Source organism: Vibrio sp. N418 (assembly GCF_000222565.1).
GTDB lineage: Bacteria > Pseudomonadota > Gammaproteobacteria > Enterobacterales > Vibrionaceae > Vibrio > Vibrio scophthalmi.
In genome coordinates, this window is the sequence record NZ_AFWD01000045.1 from 156,167 (window position 1) to 173,294 (window position 17,128).

At 47.7% G+C, this 17,128-nt stretch carries 15 protein-coding genes; 2 read left to right on the forward strand and 13 right to left on the reverse strand.

All coding sequences use genetic code 11. The annotated features are described in order from the left end of the window. Positions 1–154: 154 nt before the first annotated feature. The 13 genes from RH86_RS09190 to RH86_RS09250 all read right to left on the reverse strand — a co-directional run bounded on the left by RH86_RS09190 (position 155) and on the right by RH86_RS09250 (position 15,269). Positions 155–622 carry an ASCH domain-containing protein gene (locus tag RH86_RS09190; RefSeq protein WP_009733760.1) on the reverse strand — a complete coding sequence of 156 codons (468 nt, stop codon included), beginning with the start codon at positions 620–622 and terminating at the stop codon, positions 155–157. 162 nt (positions 623–784) lie between these two features. Further along, entirely contained in the window at positions 785–1,957 is a 1,173-nt protein-coding gene (gene prpF, locus RH86_RS09195) for a 2-methylaconitate cis-trans isomerase PrpF (RefSeq protein ID WP_190275907.1), read from the reverse strand. Positions 1,958–2,072: 115 nt separating this feature from the next. Continuing rightward, complete coding sequence (acnD, locus tag RH86_RS09200; protein WP_009733762.1) at positions 2,073–4,676, reverse strand: Fe/S-dependent 2-methylisocitrate dehydratase AcnD; 2,604 nt, start codon at positions 4,674–4,676, stop codon at positions 2,073–2,075. Positions 4,677–4,768: 92 nt separating this feature from the next. Beyond that, positions 4,769–5,911 carry a 2-methylcitrate synthase gene (gene prpC, locus RH86_RS09205; RefSeq protein ID WP_009733763.1) on the reverse strand — a complete coding sequence of 381 codons (1,143 nt, stop codon included), beginning with the start codon at positions 5,909–5,911 and terminating at the stop codon, positions 4,769–4,771. Between the two features lie 157 nt (positions 5,912–6,068). Then, the gene (prpB, locus tag RH86_RS09210) at positions 6,069–6,986 is read right to left on the reverse strand and encodes a methylisocitrate lyase (RefSeq protein WP_009733764.1); all 918 of its coding nucleotides are present in this window, start codon (positions 6,984–6,986) and stop codon (positions 6,069–6,071) included. A 39-nt stretch (positions 6,987–7,025) separates the two neighbouring features. Further along, entirely contained in the window at positions 7,026–7,736 is a 711-nt protein-coding gene (locus tag RH86_RS09215; RefSeq protein WP_009733765.1) for a GntR family transcriptional regulator, read from the reverse strand. Positions 7,737–8,047: 311 nt separating this feature from the next. After that, positions 8,048–9,127 carry a YjhT family mutarotase gene (locus RH86_RS09220; protein ID WP_009733766.1) on the reverse strand — a complete coding sequence of 360 codons (1,080 nt, stop codon included), beginning with the start codon at positions 9,125–9,127 and terminating at the stop codon, positions 8,048–8,050. Positions 9,128–9,130: 3 nt separating this feature from the next. Continuing rightward, the gene (locus RH86_RS09225; RefSeq protein WP_009733767.1) at positions 9,131–10,282 is read right to left on the reverse strand and encodes an N-acetylneuraminate epimerase; all 1,152 of its coding nucleotides are present in this window, start codon (positions 10,280–10,282) and stop codon (positions 9,131–9,133) included. Between the two features lie 164 nt (positions 10,283–10,446). Beyond that, positions 10,447–11,280, reverse strand: a complete 834-nt coding sequence (locus RH86_RS09230) for a MurR/RpiR family transcriptional regulator (RefSeq protein WP_038219506.1) — start codon at positions 11,278–11,280, stop codon at positions 10,447–10,449. Between the two features lie 186 nt (positions 11,281–11,466). Further along, positions 11,467–12,363, reverse strand: a complete 897-nt coding sequence (locus RH86_RS09235; protein WP_005596408.1) for a dihydrodipicolinate synthase family protein — start codon at positions 12,361–12,363, stop codon at positions 11,467–11,469. Between the two features lie 63 nt (positions 12,364–12,426). Further along, positions 12,427–13,710, reverse strand: a complete 1,284-nt coding sequence (locus RH86_RS09240) for a TRAP transporter large permease (protein WP_005596406.1) — start codon at positions 13,708–13,710, stop codon at positions 12,427–12,429. Between the two features lie 6 nt (positions 13,711–13,716). Continuing rightward, the gene (locus RH86_RS09245; protein WP_174269650.1) at positions 13,717–14,238 is read right to left on the reverse strand and encodes a TRAP transporter small permease; all 522 of its coding nucleotides are present in this window, start codon (positions 14,236–14,238) and stop codon (positions 13,717–13,719) included. Positions 14,239–14,303: 65 nt separating this feature from the next. After that, on the reverse strand, positions 14,304–15,269 hold the full coding sequence (locus tag RH86_RS09250; protein WP_009733768.1) for a sialic acid TRAP transporter substrate-binding protein SiaP: 966 nt from the start codon (positions 15,267–15,269) through the stop codon (positions 14,304–14,306). 292 nt (positions 15,270–15,561) lie between these two features. Here RH86_RS09250 and RH86_RS09255 point away from each other — a divergent pair, with 292 nt between their 5' ends. Together RH86_RS09255 and RH86_RS09260 are read left to right on the forward strand one after the other, a co-directional pair. Next, positions 15,562–16,245, forward strand: a complete 684-nt coding sequence (locus RH86_RS09255) for a putative N-acetylmannosamine-6-phosphate 2-epimerase (protein ID WP_406853491.1) — start codon at positions 15,562–15,564, stop codon at positions 16,243–16,245. Next, entirely contained in the window at positions 16,245–17,126 is an 882-nt protein-coding gene (locus RH86_RS09260) for an N-acetylmannosamine kinase (protein ID WP_009733769.1), read from the forward strand. The genes RH86_RS09255 and RH86_RS09260 overlap by 1 nt, the downstream gene beginning before the upstream one ends. Positions 17,127–17,128: the final 2 nt, after the last annotated feature.

A 17,128-nucleotide genomic window follows, 5' to 3' on the forward strand; every position in this document is an offset into this window, starting at 1 on the left:
GTTAAACACGTCTTTGACTTTGCCTATACTGAACAATCCGCATCGAGATTGGACAAGTGACTCGTCGCAATGAGGGGGATCGCCCCTCATTGCCCCTCACTCTTAGCTTTATGCCGCCCCAAAGACAACGTAATAACAACCCTGTGGCATCTCACTAAACTGGGTAAACCTTCTCAAAGCGCTCTAACACCAGTTCTGATTCTTCAGTAAAACCAACGCCGATTTCTTGAGCGTATTGGTTAAAGAAATCGATATGTGCTTTGCGCCACCAAGCATAGGTGCCATCCCCCTCGCCTTCTGACTGGGCAAACGCCTCGGTCACTTGATTGAATGGACAAATTTCGACGCTAGTCAGTTTAACAATGCAAATAGGCGTTGCATTCCAATCCAACACTACCGTTAAACGCCCAACCACAGGCAAAGGCTCATCATCAATATCGTAGCCAGCTTTCAAACTGCATGAGGCGGTTTTGATCCCCAGATCGATTAAACGTGCACACTCATTCGCGTTGTATTCATCGGCACAAAAATACTCAGCAAAAAACTGCGGAATGTTGTTGCGCTCTGCTTCCGAGAGCTGAGTAAGGTATTGGTCAAGAAACGCTTGTTGATTCGGAGTCATACTCTTCCTTGATATGCTATTGAAAATTCGAGCAATACTACCATGCAGCCGTTAAAGCGATAAGTCATATAAAGATAAAAAGAGCGTGGAATATCGCCGTCAATGCGATAAATGCGAATGTATCGTCCTTAAATAAAGCGACTCACTGAGATTATCTAAGCGTTATGAGAAAATGGAATCGAACGGAACTCGCACCATCCCTTCCATTAGGACTCGCGCACTGCGGCTCATAGTGACTTTCTCTATCTGCCACTCATTGTCCGTTTGACTCGCTTGCGCCCCCACCTTTAGGATTCCAGATGGGTGACCAAAGGTCACCGCCGAGCGCACACCGCCGCCCGCCGCAACGTTCACCAGTGTTCCGGGGACACACGCTGCAGATGCAATCGCCACCGCTGCCGTACCCATCATGGCGTGGTGCAGTTTGCCCATCGACAAGGCGCGTACCAGCAAATTCACCTCATCGCGGGCAATGACATTATCATTGGAAGAAAGGCTCTCTTTCGCTTCAGAAACAAAAGCGATCTTTGGCGTATGTTGACGGCTTTTGGCTTGTTCAATATCACTGATCAAGCCCATTTTGAGCGCGCCATAGGCTCGAATTTTTTCAAACTTAGCCAGCGCTTGCTCATCAACATTAATCGCATCTTGCAGCTCAGTACCTTGATAACCAAGCGAGTGAGCATCAATAAAAATCGTCGGAATACCAGCGCTGATTAAGGTCGCGTTAAACGTACCCACGCCTGGCACCTCAAGATCATCAACCAAGTTTCCGGTCGGGAAAAGCAGTCCAGAGCCATCCGCTGGGTCAACAAAATCAACTTGGATTTCAGCGGCAGGAAAAGTGACCCCATCTAGCATAAAGTCGCCGCACTCTTGTACTTGCCCATTGAACATCGGCACATGTACCACGATGGTTTTGCTGATATTGGCCTGCCAGATACGCACCTCTGCAATGCCGTTACGCGGCAGACGCTTGGCATCGACTAGCCCAGCGTGGATCGCGAACGGGCCGACAGCGGCAGAAAGATTACCGCAGTTACCACTCCAATCGACGAACGGTTGATCAATCGAAACCTGACCAAATAAGTAATCAACATCATGATCAGCACGCGCACTTTGGCTGACAATCACCACTTTACTGGTGCTGGACGTTGCTCCGCCCATACCATCAATCTGCTTACCATAAGCATCAGGGCTGCCAATCACGCGCAGCAATAATTGGTCACGCGCCTCACCCGCGACCTGCGCCGCAGGCGGCAGATCATTGAGGCGAAAGAACACCCCTTTGCTGGTGCCGCCCCGCATGTAAGTCGCAGGTACTTTCATTTGCATTGCGGTGGAATATTCACACTGGCGCGCTTCGTTGTAGCTTGCTGCCGAATACCCTTCTTGTTTTGAGCATGGGGTTTGTTTTAAGAAACGAATTTTGTTCATGATCTTCTCTCCCTCACTCAGCCAAAAAATCTTGAGCAAAGCGCTGTAACACGCCACCCGCTTGATAAACATGCAATTCATCGGCGGTATCTAGGCGACACGTCACGGCGACATCGAGCTTGTCGCCATTGGTTCGAGTGATCACTAAAGCCAAATCGACACCTGCTGAAATCTCACCGACTACGTCGTAAAGCTCTGAACCATCCAGCGCTAAAGTATGGCGATTCGTTCCCGCTTTAAACTGCAACGGCAGCACTCCCATCCCCACAAGGTTGGTGCGGTGAATGCGCTCAAAGCCTTCAGCCACAATCACCTCAACCCCAGCCAAGCGCACCCCTTTCGCCGCCCAATCGCGTGATGAGCCTTGGCCATAATCGGCACCGGCAATCACAATCAAAGGCTGCTTGCGCTGCATATAAGTTTCAATCGCTTCCCACATGCGCATCACTTGGCCTTCCGGTTCCACGCGAGCTAGTGAACCTTGTACCACTTCGCCATTGTCCTTAACCATTTCATTGAACAGCTTTGGATTGGCAAATGTTGCGCGTTGCGCAGTGAGGTGATCGCCACGGTGCGTGGCATAGGAATTAAAGTCTTCTTCCGGTAGTCCCATTTGGGCTAAGTACTCCCCCGCTGCGCTCGTCGGTAAGATCGCATTGGAGGGTGAAAGGTGATCAGTGGTGATGTTGTCGCCCAATATCGCCAAAGGCCTCATCGCCGATAATGTTCGCTCTCCAGCAAGCGCGCCTTGCCAATAGGGAGGGCGACGAATATACGTGCTCATTTCACGCCAGTCATAGAGCGGCTTTGTCGTTTGCCGATCATTATCGAGTTTGAACATCTGAATATAGACTTGCTTAAACTGCTCAGGCTTGACGCTGGTCTTGACTACCGCATCAATCTCTTGATCGCTTGGCCATAAATCACTAAGATAAATCGATTCACCTTGGCTATTGATGCCTAACGCATCGCGCTCAATATCAAAGCGCATCGTGCCTGCCAATGCATAGGCAACCACTAACGGAGGCGACGCGAGAAAGGCTTGTTTGGCATAAGGATGAATACGACCATCAAAATTGCGATTACCAGAGAGAACGGCAGTGGTGTAGAGATCGCGCTCAATAATTTCTTGCTGAATGGCCGGTTCTAATGCACCGCTCATACCATTACAAGTAGTACAAGCATAACCAACAATGCCAAAACCCAATTGCTCCAGCTCAGTGAGCAAGCCCGCCTCCTCTAAATAGAGCTTGGCGACTTTCGATCCCGGCGCGAAGGAGGTTTTGACCCACGGCTTACGGGTTAACCCTAATTGATTGGCCTTTTTAGCCACCAATGCCGCGGCCACTACATTGCGCGGGTTACTGGTGTTAGTACAGGAGGTAATGGCGGCGATGATCACCGCCCCATCCGGTAGATTTTGATCTGCGCCAAGCTTGTCAGCATTGAGTTTTGCACCATCAGCAATGCCACGGGCAGCAAGCTCTGAAGTGGGGAGACGAGAATGCGGATTAGAAGGCCCGGCCATATTGCGTGTTACGCTGGAAAGATCAAACTCCAACACGCGCTCATACTCAGCGTTTTGCAGATCATCAGCCCACAATCCCGTCTGTTTAGCGTAGTTTTCGACTAATGCAATCTGCTCGTCATCGCGACCAGTCAGCTTGAGATAGTGAATAGTTTGCTCGTCGATGTAGAACATGCCGGCGGTGGCACCGTATTCTGGCGTCATATTAGAAATCGTTGCACGATCGCCAATGGTTAGCGCTCGCGCGCCTTCGCCAAAAAACTCCAAATAGCACGATACAACGCGCTCATTGCGCAAAAACTCGGTCATTGCCAACACAATATCAGTGGCCGTAATACCTGCTTGACGCTGCCCTGTAATGTTCACGCCAACAATATCCGGCAAGCGCATCATTGATGGTCGGCCCAACATTACAGTTTCTGCTTCAAGGCCACCCACGCCAATCGCAATCACACCTAGTGCATCCACATGTGGTGTATGACTGTCTGTCCCGACACAGGTATCAGGGTAAGCAACCCCTTGTTTAACTTGCACCACTGGCGACATCTTCTCGAGATTGATCTGGTGCATGATGCCGTTACCCGCCGGGATCACACTGACGTTTTCAAACGCCGTTTTACACCACTCAATAAAATCAAAACGATCTTGATTACGACGATCTTCTATCGCACGATTTTTATCAAACGCCTCGCGATCAAAGCCAGCATGCTCAACCGCCAACGAGTGATCAACGATCAACTGGGTTTCCACCACCGGATTCACCTTGGCCGGATCACCCCCTTGCTCAGCAATCGCATCGCGTAGACCGGCCAAATCAACCAAAGCCGTTTGGCCGAGAATGTCATGGCACACCACCCGTGCTGGATACCATGGAAAATCCAAATCACGCTTACGCTCAATCAATTGTTTTAAGCTTGCATCTAGCATGGCAGGATCGCAGCGGCGCACTAACTGCTCCGCGAAAACACGAGAAGTGTAAGGCAGCGATTGATACGCATTTTCTGCGATGGCATCGACTGCTGCTCGTGCATCAAAATACTCTAACTCTGTTCCTATCAGCGGCTTACGATATTGGCTGTTTATGCTCATAACCGAGTTCCTATTTGATTCTCTTTGGCCTTAATCACCGCCTGCTAACATCAACGTTAGCAGGCCATCTGCTGTATTGATTGCCCTGAAATTTATCGCTCAGCGATGGGTACCCAAGCTTGATACTCAGGGCCGGTGTAGTCGGCGCTAGGACGGATAATGCGGTTATTCTCGCGCTGTTCATAAATGTGTGCTGCCCAACCAGTTAAACGGCTCATCACAAAGATAGGGGTAAATAATTTGGTCGGAATATCCATAAAGTGATACGCCGAAGCATGGAAAAAATCAGCGTTACAGAACAGGTCTTTTTCTCGCTTCATCACTGCTTCTACGCGTTCTGAGACCGCATATAAATGGGTATCACCGACTGCGCGTGATAACTCTTTAGCCCAACGTTTAATCAGCGCATTGCGCGGATCGCTTTGACGATAAATGGCATGACCAAAACCCATGATCTTGTCTTTGTTTACCAACATTCGTAGGATGTTTTTTTCTGCTTCGTCTGGGGTTTGCCAGTTTTCAATCATTGCCATCGCCGCTTCATTCGCACCACCATGCAAAGGCCCGCGCAAGGTGCCGATGGCTGCCGTCACGCATGAATGAATATCGGATAGAGTTGAAGCACAAACGCGAGCCGCAAAGGTTGAGGCATTAAATTCATGCTCAGCGTATAAGATAAGCGAGCAATGCATTACCTGCTTTTGCATCGCACTCGGCGCTTTATCGGTGAGTATTTGTAAAAAGTAGCCGCCAAGCGAGTCTTGGCTTTGATCTTCAGTATCGATTCGCACCCCGTCGTGACTAAAGCGATACCAGTAACAAATAATCGCAGGGAAAAGCGCCAACATGCGCTCTGTTGCGGGCAATTGCTGCGAAAACTCCATTTCTTGCTCTAAATTACCCAGTATTGAGCAACCTGTTCGCATCACATCCATCGGATGAGCATCCGCTGGAACCAGCTCTAACGCCTGCTTAAGCTGTATAGGTAAGCCACGCAACGCAATCAAGTGGGTTTTGTAGTTGTCCAGCTCTTGTTGATTCGGCAGATGACCGCGCAGCAGCAAATGCGCCACTTCTTCAAACTGAGCATTGTTGGCTAGATCGGTAATATCATAGCCACGATAAGTCAGGCCTGTGCCTGATTTTCCCACCGTACATAGCGCTGTGCTTCCTGCGCTTTGACCGCGCAGACCTGCGCCACTTACCGTTGCATCAATTGCTTGTGTAGAAGGCATGTTGAACTCCTTTTCTGTCTAGCAAGTTATCCTCTATTGGGATGCGTTATCGTCACTAGACGGTTTCTCGTTATTGGTTATTTGCTGACTTATTTGTTGAGTAACTATTTATTGATTAGCCTGATTTATATTGGGACAGACGGTGTTAAGTAAGTGGTTACTTCGCCTCTGAAGTAATCTCATCCTCTAACAAAAACAGACTGTCGAGCTTATCTTCATAGGCGTGATAATCGAGGTGGGCGTAGAGCTCTTTACGCGTTTGCATCGAGCCCAATAGCGCTTCTTGATTGCCCACTTCAAGCAGGTGGCTGTAAACCCTTTCCGCCGCCTTGTTCATGGCACGGAATGCACTTAACGGGTAGAGCACCATATCCACCTTGGCTTCAGCTAGTTTTTCACCGCCATATAGTGGCGTTTGACCAAACTCGGTAATGTTGGCCAAGATAGGCACATGCTTACCGCACGCTTTGGCCAGCGCAGTAGAAAACTGCACATATTGACCCAGCTCATTGACCGCCTCAGGGAAAATCATTTCAGCGCCAGCCTCAACGTAGGCTATCGCTCGTTGAATCGCACTTTCCATTCCCTCTACGGCCAACGCATCAGTGCGCGCCATGATGACAAAGCTAGTATCACTGCGTGCATCGACAGCGGCTTTGATCCGATCAACCATTTCTTGCTGGCTGACAATGGCTTTATTAGGTCGATGGCCACAACGCTTCTGCGCGACTTGATCTTCCATGTGCACCGCAGCAACACCGGCTTTTTCCATCGCTTTAATAGTACGGGCAATATTGAACGCACCACCAAAGCCAGTATCGATATCGACTAATAACGGTAAATCACAGGCATTGGTGATACGTTCAACGTCCACCAACACATCGTTTAAGGTGGTAATACCGAGATCAGGCAAACCATATGAGGCATTGGCAATGCCGCCACCAGAAAGATAGATCGCTTGGTGGCCGATATTTTTCGCCATCATGGCGCAATAGGGATTGATGGTGCCGACAATTTGTAAAGGATGGTTATTTTCTACTGCGAGTCGAAACTTCGCACCGGGGGATAAGTTCATGGTGATATCCTTATTTGGCCTATGCTGGCAAATGACAGCTTAGCGATTTTCAGCAAGAGAGATTTGTTGTTCGATTAGTTTGCGACTGCCGGAGATATGACGACGCATCAGCATTTCGGCCAACTCTTCATCGCGATCTCGGATTGCCTGCAAAATGAATTTGTGTTCCTTAAGGGCCTCTTTCGGTCGGGATTGTGAACGTGGAGATTGGAAGCGATACATACGCAGTTGGTGATAAAGCTCGTTACACAACAAACCAATCAGTTTTTGATTGCGGCTGGCTTTAATAATGCGGTAATGAAAATCAAAGTCGCCGTGTTGATGAAAGTAAGAGGCGCCTTCGACTTCATCAATATGATTAGAATGCTTCAACAACAGCAACTCCAAGGCTAGGATCTCTTGTTGCTGAATATGGCGCGCAGCTAAGCGGGCCGCCATCCCTTCTAAGGCCTCACGCACCGCGTACAACTCAACCAATTTTTCCGGACTTAGCGTAATCACCCTAGCCCCAACATGAGCAGCTCGTTCAATCAATCCCAGCCCTTCAAGACGCATGATTGCTTCACGCAACGGCCCACGGCTGACTTGATAGTATTTCGCCAGTTCAGGCTCGGAGATCTTGCTACCTGCGGGAATTTGACCACTGACAATCGCTTCCACCAGTGACGTAACCAATGATGCAGTGAGCGTGATTGACTTATTACTCTCTTTGTCCGTGTTTAAATAGGACGGATTGGCTTCAACATTCATATTCAATACTCAAGTGACGCATGTTGATTAAGCAACAAACCAATAAATCAACAAAGTGTCTACAATTATTTAACTTGAATACAAAATAGACTATCCAAATGGCCGCAATCAAGAAGATTGTCGACAATTTAGACTAAGGTATAACACTTTGTCGCGTGGTTATAAGCGGTAGGATTCAGTACAAAATAAAGATTTACAGTGTGAATTGGCTATTAATTTGAAACGGTAGATAAGCAGATATTTGAAATGAGCAAGCTAAAAAAAGAGAGCAAAAATGCTCTCTTTGTTAAACAAATGACTCAGTTAGACAATTACGATACTAAGTAACACTCCGTCATTGCCTCACCTTGCGCAGATTCACCACCGACAACTACCATACCTTGTTGGGTCGTTACAGCGACGCCATAAGCACAGCCTTGCGGTAAATCAGCAACGTGTTGCCATTGTGCGCCATCGAAGCACCAAACCTTACTATCGAAGGTTTTGCTTAGCCCTTGATGACTATACCACTGCCCTTGCTGGTATTTGTGTTGGCTACCAATGAAAAATGCCCCACCAGCCACTATCCATTGACCATTCAGTTCGCCACAATACGCCCCAGCCAACCCTTCATGACTTGGGTGCAGATCATGAATCGATGGTAGATACATCGACTCCACCACCTTGCCATCTTTAAACTGCAGTTGCTTACTGTGTAAGCTGCGCAGACCCGGCTTCACTTCCCCTTCAACTAAGGTTAAGCGATCACCATCGCGGAAAACGCCTGCACCACAGTTTGCTTGGAAAGGATTGTTCGCAATCACATGCCACTGCTGGGTACTCAGTTGATAACCATAAACTTTGTCGTTCCATTGATAATCATCAATCGATTGGGACATAAACTGCACTAAACACGCTTGTTTCGCATCAGCATCATTGGCGGTTAACGGCTCGCTAAGCTGCGCCATCAAACCATCAAAAACACGCTTGTTATAGCCACCCACAAACGCCAAATTATCACTATCGAGAGCGAAACCTACACCGCCGAGCAATCCAACCGGAGTCGTCACTGCCACTTGCTGCCAGCTGTCTTGCTGACAATCGTAGTAATAACCATCCTCCAGCACGGTTGTGTAATCACCACCTTCTGCCACACCGGCACCAGAGAAAACAAAACAACCGCTCTCTACTGGAATGCACACGGCGTCATTACGCGCCACACCGGGAAACGGCGCTTTGTCTTGCCAATCCGAGCCACCATCCATATCAAACGATAGCCACTGCTGCCCTAAGCTACCAAGTCCTGCATAAATAACCTCGGTGCTATTATCAGAGCTTGCGATGTGGCTAAATCCCACACCGTTTTTCAATCCAGCAGGCAACGCCGCTAACTGTGTGAACTGAATCTTCATTGATTAATCCTGTTGTTCTACATGCTGACCATTCCAAGTTAACTTAGTCACCTTGGTACTGGCCGAACTATCTGGTTTCTCACCGCCAACCAGCAACACGCCATCGTTCACGGTAAAGGACAAGCCATAGGCAAGCGGTTCTGTCAGGTTTTTGTCTTGCTTCCACGCACCTTGATTAAACACGTATGTCTCTGCATTAAAGGCTTTCGCTAGGCCGTTATGAGCAAACATATTACCCTTATCAAAGGCCAATTTAGCGCCATGGAAGTTCGCGCCACCCGCGACGAGCACTACGCCGTTACTGGTGCCAGCGAAGGCTCCTGCGACCCCTTCTTGTTGCAACTGAGACTCTGGAGTCGGTAGTGGATGCTCACTTATCCATGGCTGGCTTTCACCAAATTGATACGATTTTACTTCTGCTGTACGCAGTCCAGGTTTAATTTCTCCGCTAATGATCAACGCATTTTGATCTTCGACCACTAAGGCTGCCCCACAGTTCGGCAAATATGGCGAAGAACCAAGATCCTGCCACTGATTCGAACTTGGGTTGTAACTCAGTACTTGTCGATTCCATTGGTAATCAACCGGCTTCATGCCCATAAAATCGTCGACGATCTTCTGCCATTGTTCTGGCGTGGCCTTTTTATCGGTGGTGATCACGTCATGCAGGTATTGATCAAACAATCCCTTGTTGTAACCACCAAAGAAAACGATCTGTTGATTGTCTGGTGAGTAGGACGCAGCGCCGAGTAGCCCAACTGGCGTCTTAGTATTCACTTGCGACCACGTATTAGCATCGGTATCAAATCGATAAACCGTTTCAAAAATAATCGGCGACGCAGCCTTGCTGTCTGCTTTACCTGAACCACCAAAAATATAGATATCATCGTTAATCACGCTTGCGGTCGCACCATCACGTGCAGGGCCAGAAAAGTCCGCTTGTGGCTGCCAACCTTTATCCAGCTGCTGCAGATCAAGCATATAAAATTGTTTGCCCATTGAACCAAGCCCAACATAGATCTTTGAATCTATTTGCGCACCAACACCATTTTTCACGCCGTTGGGTAAATCAGGCCAAGTTTGATTGGCATAAGAAGCTGCAGAGAAAGCAGCAAGCAAAGGTAGTGTAAGTAGTACAGGGGTTAATGGTTTCATGTTATTGATTTCCTTATTATGAGCTGATTGCCCTCTCGATCATGTCAAGCTCGGCATTCGCATTAACAAAAATATTTTCCACAACCACACGTTAAGAAGAATTTTTTCTCCATTAAAAAAGCAAAATAAAGCCCACTCTTTGGCAGGCTAAAATAATTTGACGGTTACTTGAGTAACGGTACAACCACTTCCGCGGTTTCAAGTACCGATTCAGAATACTCTGGGTGCTCTTCTAACAAGCTATTGACCAGCACATCCACCAGTAGCAATGCACCCACTTTCGAGGCAAATGCACCACCCGTTAGTGGGCCTTCAGGTCTTGCTGCCACCAACATCTCTGAGCATATCGCACTCAGAGGGCTATGGCTGATATTCGTCAACGCCACCACTGGCACATTACGCGTATGAGCTTGTGTTGCCGCGTGAATCACTTCTCGCGTCGAGCCTGAGCTTGATACGGCAAACCACAAATCCCCCGATTGGCTTCTTACCGCATTCATCGCTGCTAAGTGCGTATCTTCATACATGGTCACTTTCTTGCCGATTCGTAATAAACGGAACGCAAGATAACGGCCCACAATGCTCGAAGCGCCAACGCCGACACAACTAATAAAGCTCGCGTTATGCACCAAATCACAAATACGTTTAAGCGCTTTGCGATCGATCAGTTGTGCAGTATCAAGCAAACTCGCTGATGCACTTTGTGCTGACACTTCACAAATATCACCATCAGACTCTTGTGGCTGACGCTCTTGGCTTTGCGATAAACCCACCGCCAATGCCATACGAAAATCAGAATAGCCTTTGTAGCCCATATCTCGACACAAGCGCACAACGGTAGCTTCACTTGTTTCAGTATTACGTGCCAAGTCAGTGATCGTTTGGTATTGAACGTCATTGGCATTTTCTAGGATATAGTCCGCAACTTGGCGTAATTTCTTACTCAGCGGCTCTATATTTGAACGCAATCGAACCAACAAATTTTTAGGCGTATTCACAGGTGCCTCTTCTATGCTTGTTTTGACCGCTAAAAGTAACAAAGTGATGGTCACTTTGACACATCCACTACGAATTAATTGCTCCGATTTGCTCTAAAAGGCAGCATGCAAGTCGATTTTTCTTACATGCTGCGACGCAGTTAGAGATTTACTCGGCGATTCGCGTAACGCTATGAGTTGTATGCCTTACAGGTTCATGAAACCCGCATCGCGCATTTTCGCCAAAACATCGGCCTTTTGCGCGTCAGTCAATGAGCGGATTGGCGTACGTGGGTTACCCGCATCAATGCCATGCAGTTGCATTGCGACTTTACCCGCCGCCACACCGCCGTATTCAACCAAGACACGAATAATCGCGATCACTTTATCCATCAGCGCTGCCACTTTTGCTTGGTCGCCACGGTTAAATGCTTCAATAATTTCTAAGTACAGTGGTGCTGCGTAGTTATATGTACTACCCACAGCACCTACAGCCCCCACCGCTAGGCCAGCAGGTAAGAACTCATCCACACCAAAAGGAATATCGTATTTACCATTAGCAACACGAACGCAACGTTGGTATTCGTACAGGTCAACATTGTTGAACTTCGCGCCCGATAGGTTTTCAATGCGCTCGCCACCTTTGATCAAAAACTGCTCTAGATCGAGGTTCACCCCTGACATACCAGAGTGGTAGTAGTAGAAGCCTTTTGACGGCGCGGCCGCTGCGATTTGCGCGCAGTATTCCACCAAATCATCCACTGAACCTGGCTTAAAGAAACAAGGACCAATGGCTGAAGTCGCTAAAATATCCAATGTTTCTGCATGTTCTGTAAGTTCAATCGCATCAGTAATACTCAGTGCACCAGTATGTAAAATCAGATCCAGTTTGCCATCCGCCGCTTTTACCCAACGCTCAGCAATCGCTTTACGTTCTTCCACTGAACAGTGGATACCTTCACCAGTAGTGCCACACACGTAAGCACCTTTTACGCCTTGTGCAATCAAGACTTCAGCAATTTGATCAATCGCGCCAAAGTTCACTTTGTTGTTGATATCAAATGGAGTATGCGGAGCAGCAATAAGACCAGTTAGTTTTTTCATTTTTATATCCTAGAGAGTTAGAGCCGGAGCACCCGGCTCATCACCATACAAGTAGAGTAATTGTTATTGACCGTAGCCGAGGAAGATCTCAGGTAACAGCAGAGTAAATTGAGGGAATACCGCCACTAGCGCCAACACGATAAACAGCGGCACAAGCAGTGGCATCACACCACGAGTAAGCACGTGGAATGGAATATCACCAACACGCGACACCACATACAACGCCATACCCATCGGTGGAGTTAAGATGCCGATCATCAGGTTCAAGATAGCCATTACACCAAAGTGAACAGGGTCAATACCGACTGAAACCGCCACAGGCACAAGGAATGGAACCAACAGTAGCAACAGTGCAAGTGACTCGATAAACGTACCCAAGAACAACAGCAGTAAGTTGATCAGTAGCAACAGCACTAGCGGGTTGTCACTAATCGTTAAGAAGAATTCAGCCAGCATTTGCGGTAGCTGTTCACGCGCTACAATCCAACCAAATACTGTTACGCCCATCACCATCAGAGCCACAACTGCCGTGTTATTTACCGTCTCTTTCAGGATTTCGATAAAGTTCTCAAGCGTTAGCTGCTTGTAAACCACAGTACCCAAGAATAGAGCGTAAAGAGATGAAACCGCAGCCGCTTCTGTTGGGGTAAATTTTCCTGAAAAGATACCGCCGATAATGATGATTGGCGTCAATAGCGATAGGAACGCTTCTTTGAAAGCAATCAAACGCTCACGACCCGTTGCACGAGGCAATACCATGTAGCCGCGTTTTTTACAGATGTAGTAGCTCATCACCATCAAAGCCGCGCAGCACATCAAGCCCGGAATCGCACCCGCTAAGAACAGAGCACCAATTGACGTACCCGAGACCACACCGTAGATAACTAAAGGGATTGAAGGTGGTACGAGTGGGCCTATAATGCATGATGCAGCCGTTAAACCGCCGGCGAAATCATCATCGTATTTCGCATCACGCATCGATTTAATCTCTAGCTGACCTAAGCCGCCAGCATCAGCAAGTGCCGAGCCTGACATACCAGAGAACAGTAAACTCGCCATGATGTTCACGTGACCAAGACTGCCCGTGATATGACCCATCATTGATTTAGCGAAATTAAAAATACGTTCTGTAATCCCAGCACTGTTCATCAGGTGACCGGTGAGAACGAAAAACGGTACAGAAAGTAGCGTAAAGTTATCAACACCAGTGATCATTTGCTGAGCCGCAAAGTTGATACCTGGACTGCCTGTCACCAATAAGAAAATCAGTGCGACAAAAATAAGCGAGAATCCTACTGGCATCCCTGCAAATAGCAGACCTAACCAGCCAAAAATTGAAGTTGCCATGATCGATTACCTCTCAGCCATCTGTGAGTCAGATGCCGCTGCATCATTACTACTGGTAGAAAACTGCTTCGCAATGCCTACCATCTTTTGTACTTGTCTAAACACCATAAACAACCCGCCAATAGGCAGAGCATAGGTTTGCCAACTGCTTGATACACCTAACGTGATTAGCTCAAAAAAGGCAGTGCGCTGTACATGTTGATAGCCGAGATAAACAATGGCGAAAATAGAAAGAAGAACGGCAAATTCCAATGACAACACTAAAGCTAAACGGGTTTTCTCAGGCAACTTATCAGAGAAAAAAGTGATGTTTACATGCGAGCCGCGTTTCAGCGCCATCGCACAACCAATCATGCACATGTACATGAAAAGAACCCTTGCAAGCTCTTCACTCCACAACGAAGGATCGTTCAGTAGCCAACGGCTACCAATCTGCCAAGTCAATACCACTAACAATGCTGCCATGAGCGGCACGGTGATGATTTCTTCAATATTGTCGATTATCTTGCGTAACATTTTGAACTCCACGGCTGGCCAGTCTCGACCAGCCTAGAAATTGACACTTAACTTAAGATCAAACTTGAGTGCGATGCTTACATTGCCGCAAGCTGCTTCACTACCGGTTGACCAACTTGCTCTTCAAACTCGGTGTAGAGAGGCTGCATCGCTTCACGGAATGGTGAAAGCTCTGGATAAGTCACGGTTACACCTTCCGCTTCAAAGTAAGAAATCAGCTCAGCTTCTTGTTTCTCAACGAAGGCGGTATGTGCTTCACCCGCTTTTGCCACTGCTTTAGTGACAATGTCACGCTGCGCTTCATTCAAGCCTTGCCACGTCGTTTCAGAGATGATCACCATTTGGTCGTTTACGATGTGATTGGTCATCGCAAGGTTGGCCTGAACTTCATAGAACTTCATAGTTTTGATCGCTGGCAATGGGTTTTCTTGGCCATCAACCGCGTTGGTTTGTAGTGCTAGATACACTTCAGAGAACGCCATTGGTGTTGGTGATGCGCCTGATAGTTTGGCGAAGTTCAAATTAGCTTTAGCATTTGGAACGCGCAGCTTCAGACCTTTAAAGTCTTCAATGCTGTTAAGTGGACGGTTAGAAGAGGTTTCGCGTGTGCCGTTGTACCAAGTATCCAATGCGCGCCAGTTAAATTTGGTTAACATTTCGCCACGGATGTCTTGGCCAAAATCTGAATTAAAAATACGTTGTAGGTGTGAGAAATCACGCACTACGTAAGGCAGCATTACCGCCTCAGCACGTGGTATCCATAGGCCCATACGACCAAACTCAGCGTAAGTGATATCCAAATCACCCATCGAAAGCTGTTGCAGCATCGCACGGTCATCACCGAGTTGTGCGCTTGGGTAAAGTGCCACTTTCATTTCGCCGTTACTAAGCTCTTCGATCGTGTCTGCCAGCATTTTTGCCGACGTGTATTCCACTGACCCTACAGAAGGTTGCATACCCATTTTAAGTGTTGTCGCCGCTTGAGCAGAGACAGCACAACCTAGAGCAAGCATAGCGAGAGTAATCTTGTTAATGGCTTTCATAGTGTTCCCTTTTTGTTTTTTTAGCCTCGATTTTTCTAAACCAAAGCTTTTATTGACCAAGTTTCACGTATTTGAAAAAAGTTTTTATTTTGTTTGAAAAAAATCTTCGTTATGGATTATTATTGCGATGAAGATTATTTTCAAACCAACTTTTATTGAAATGTGATCGCGGACAAAAATTCGTCAGAGATATGATTCCTACACCCTAGCTCGACGAACGTGATGGATTTTTAGTCACTATAAATCCGCTGTGAAATGTCTTATTGAGAGGCCAAACGTGAGAACAAAAAATATAAATATCAACCAGTTAAAAGAGCAACTCCAAGGTCAAACTGTCGTTTCGATTCAACCAGTGCCAGATAGCCCATTAGAAAAAACCGAATTCATCGTCGCAATGGCACAAGCGGCAGAACAAGCAGGAGCAAAAGCGCTGCGCATCGAGGGTGTTGCCAATGTAGCTGCCGTTTCGCGTGCCGTTAATCTACCAATTATTGCGATTGTGAAACGTGATTTAACGGACAGTCCTGTACGCATTACTCCTTACCTTTGTGATGTTGCTTCACTGGCTGAAGCAGGCGCGACCATCATCGCTTTTGACGCGACCAATCGTGAACGCCCAGAAAGTCGTGATGTGATTGCTAAAGCGATCCAAGAAAGCGGCTGTTTTGCTATGGCGGACTGCTCAAACTTTGAAGATGGTCTTTGGGCCAACGAAGTTGGGGTTGATATTATTGGCTCTACTTTGTCGGGTTATGTTGGTGGTGAAGAGCCAACCGAACCAGATTTACAATTGGTGAAACAATTTTCCCAAGCGGGATTCTTTACCATGGCCGAAGGTCGTTACAACACCCCGGAACTGGCCGCTCAAGCGATCGCTCATGGCGCTGTAGCAGTAACCGTCGGTTCAGCACTGACTCGTTTAGAAGTGATGATTGACTGGTTTAATTCAGCCACTCAAGCAGCAGGAGAGCGTTAATGTCGACACTGGCGAAAAACACACTGGCAATTGATATCGGCGGCACAAAGATCGCAATTGGTTTGGTACACGGCGATGCCATTGTTGAACGTCGTCAGTTCCCAACTCCAACAGTAAAAGAAGCGAGCCAATTTGCAGCGATGATCCTTGAACAAGCGGCAGATTGGCTTGATCGTGCAACGCGAATTGGCATTTCGACCACAGGCCTCGTTACCGAGCAGGGTATCTCGGCCATTAACCCCGAGACCCTCGCCTTCCCAGCGCCTTTTCCATTGGCCGCCGCGCTCGAAAGCCTAACCAACAAACCGGTTGCCATGCTCAATGATGCTCAAGCCGCGGCTTGGTATGAGTATGTCAAACTACCTCAAGCTGCGCGTAACATGGCGTTTATTACCGTTTCTACAGGGGTCGGCGGCGGTATCATTATTGATGGTAAGTTACACAGTGGTGCTACTGGCCTTGCAGGTCATGTGGGTCATTTCTCGATTGATCCTAACGGCCCGCAGTGTGGTTGTGGTCAGGTAGGCTGTGTGGAAGCCATCGCGTCAGGTACCGCAATTCAGCGTCGTAGTCACGAAACGTTTAACCCACCAATCAGCAATGTTGAGTTATTTGAGCTCGCGCCAAATGAACCGCAAGCAGAAGCGATTGTCCAAGCCAGTGCGCAAGCTATTGCCACCTTATGTTGTAACCTTAAAGCAACCCTTGATTTAGATATTATCGTATTAGGTGGTGGGGTCGGTCTTGCCAGTGGGTATTTAGCCCGCGTCGTTGAACATATTGCTCAGCGTCCACACGCATTCCAAGTGCCGATTATTGCCGCTCAAGGTGATTATGACGCCTGCTTGCTCGGCGCTGCTTTCCAATTTAATAAGGACTAATT

Bases quoted from the DNA above. Each gene is read 5' to 3' on its own strand.
- RH86_RS09225 (WP_009733767.1), bottom strand. From the start codon at position 10,282: ATGAAACCATTAACCCCTGTACTACTTACACTACCTTTGCTTGCTGCT.
- RH86_RS09215 (WP_009733765.1), bottom strand. From the start codon at position 7,736: ATGAATGTTGAAGCCAATCCGTCCTATTTAAACACGGACAAAGAGAGT.
- RH86_RS09220 (WP_009733766.1), bottom strand. From the start codon at position 9,127: ATGAAGATTCAGTTCACACAGTTAGCGGCGTTGCCTGCTGGATTGAAA.
- RH86_RS09250 (WP_009733768.1), bottom strand. From the start codon at position 15,269: ATGAAAGCCATTAACAAGATTACTCTCGCTATGCTTGCTCTAGGTTGT.
- prpC (WP_009733763.1), bottom strand. From the start codon at position 5,911: ATGCCTTCTACACAAGCAATTGATGCAACGGTAAGTGGCGCAGGTCTG.
- prpF (WP_190275907.1), bottom strand. From the start codon at position 1,957: ATGCAAATGAAAGTACCTGCGACTTACATGCGGGGCGGCACCAGCAAA.
- RH86_RS09235 (WP_005596408.1), bottom strand. From the start codon at position 12,363: ATGAAAAAACTAACTGGTCTTATTGCTGCTCCGCATACTCCATTTGAT.
- RH86_RS09260 (WP_009733769.1), top strand. From the start codon at position 16,245: ATGTCGACACTGGCGAAAAACACACTGGCAATTGATATCGGCGGCACA.
- prpB (WP_009733764.1), bottom strand. From the start codon at position 6,986: ATGAACTTATCCCCCGGTGCGAAGTTTCGACTCGCAGTAGAAAATAAC.
- acnD (WP_009733762.1), bottom strand. From the start codon at position 4,676: ATGAGCATAAACAGCCAATATCGTAAGCCGCTGATAGGAACAGAGTTA.
- RH86_RS09240 (WP_005596406.1), bottom strand. From the start codon at position 13,710: ATGGCAACTTCAATTTTTGGCTGGTTAGGTCTGCTATTTGCAGGGATG.
- RH86_RS09190 (WP_009733760.1), bottom strand. From the start codon at position 622: ATGACTCCGAATCAACAAGCGTTTCTTGACCAATACCTTACTCAGCTC.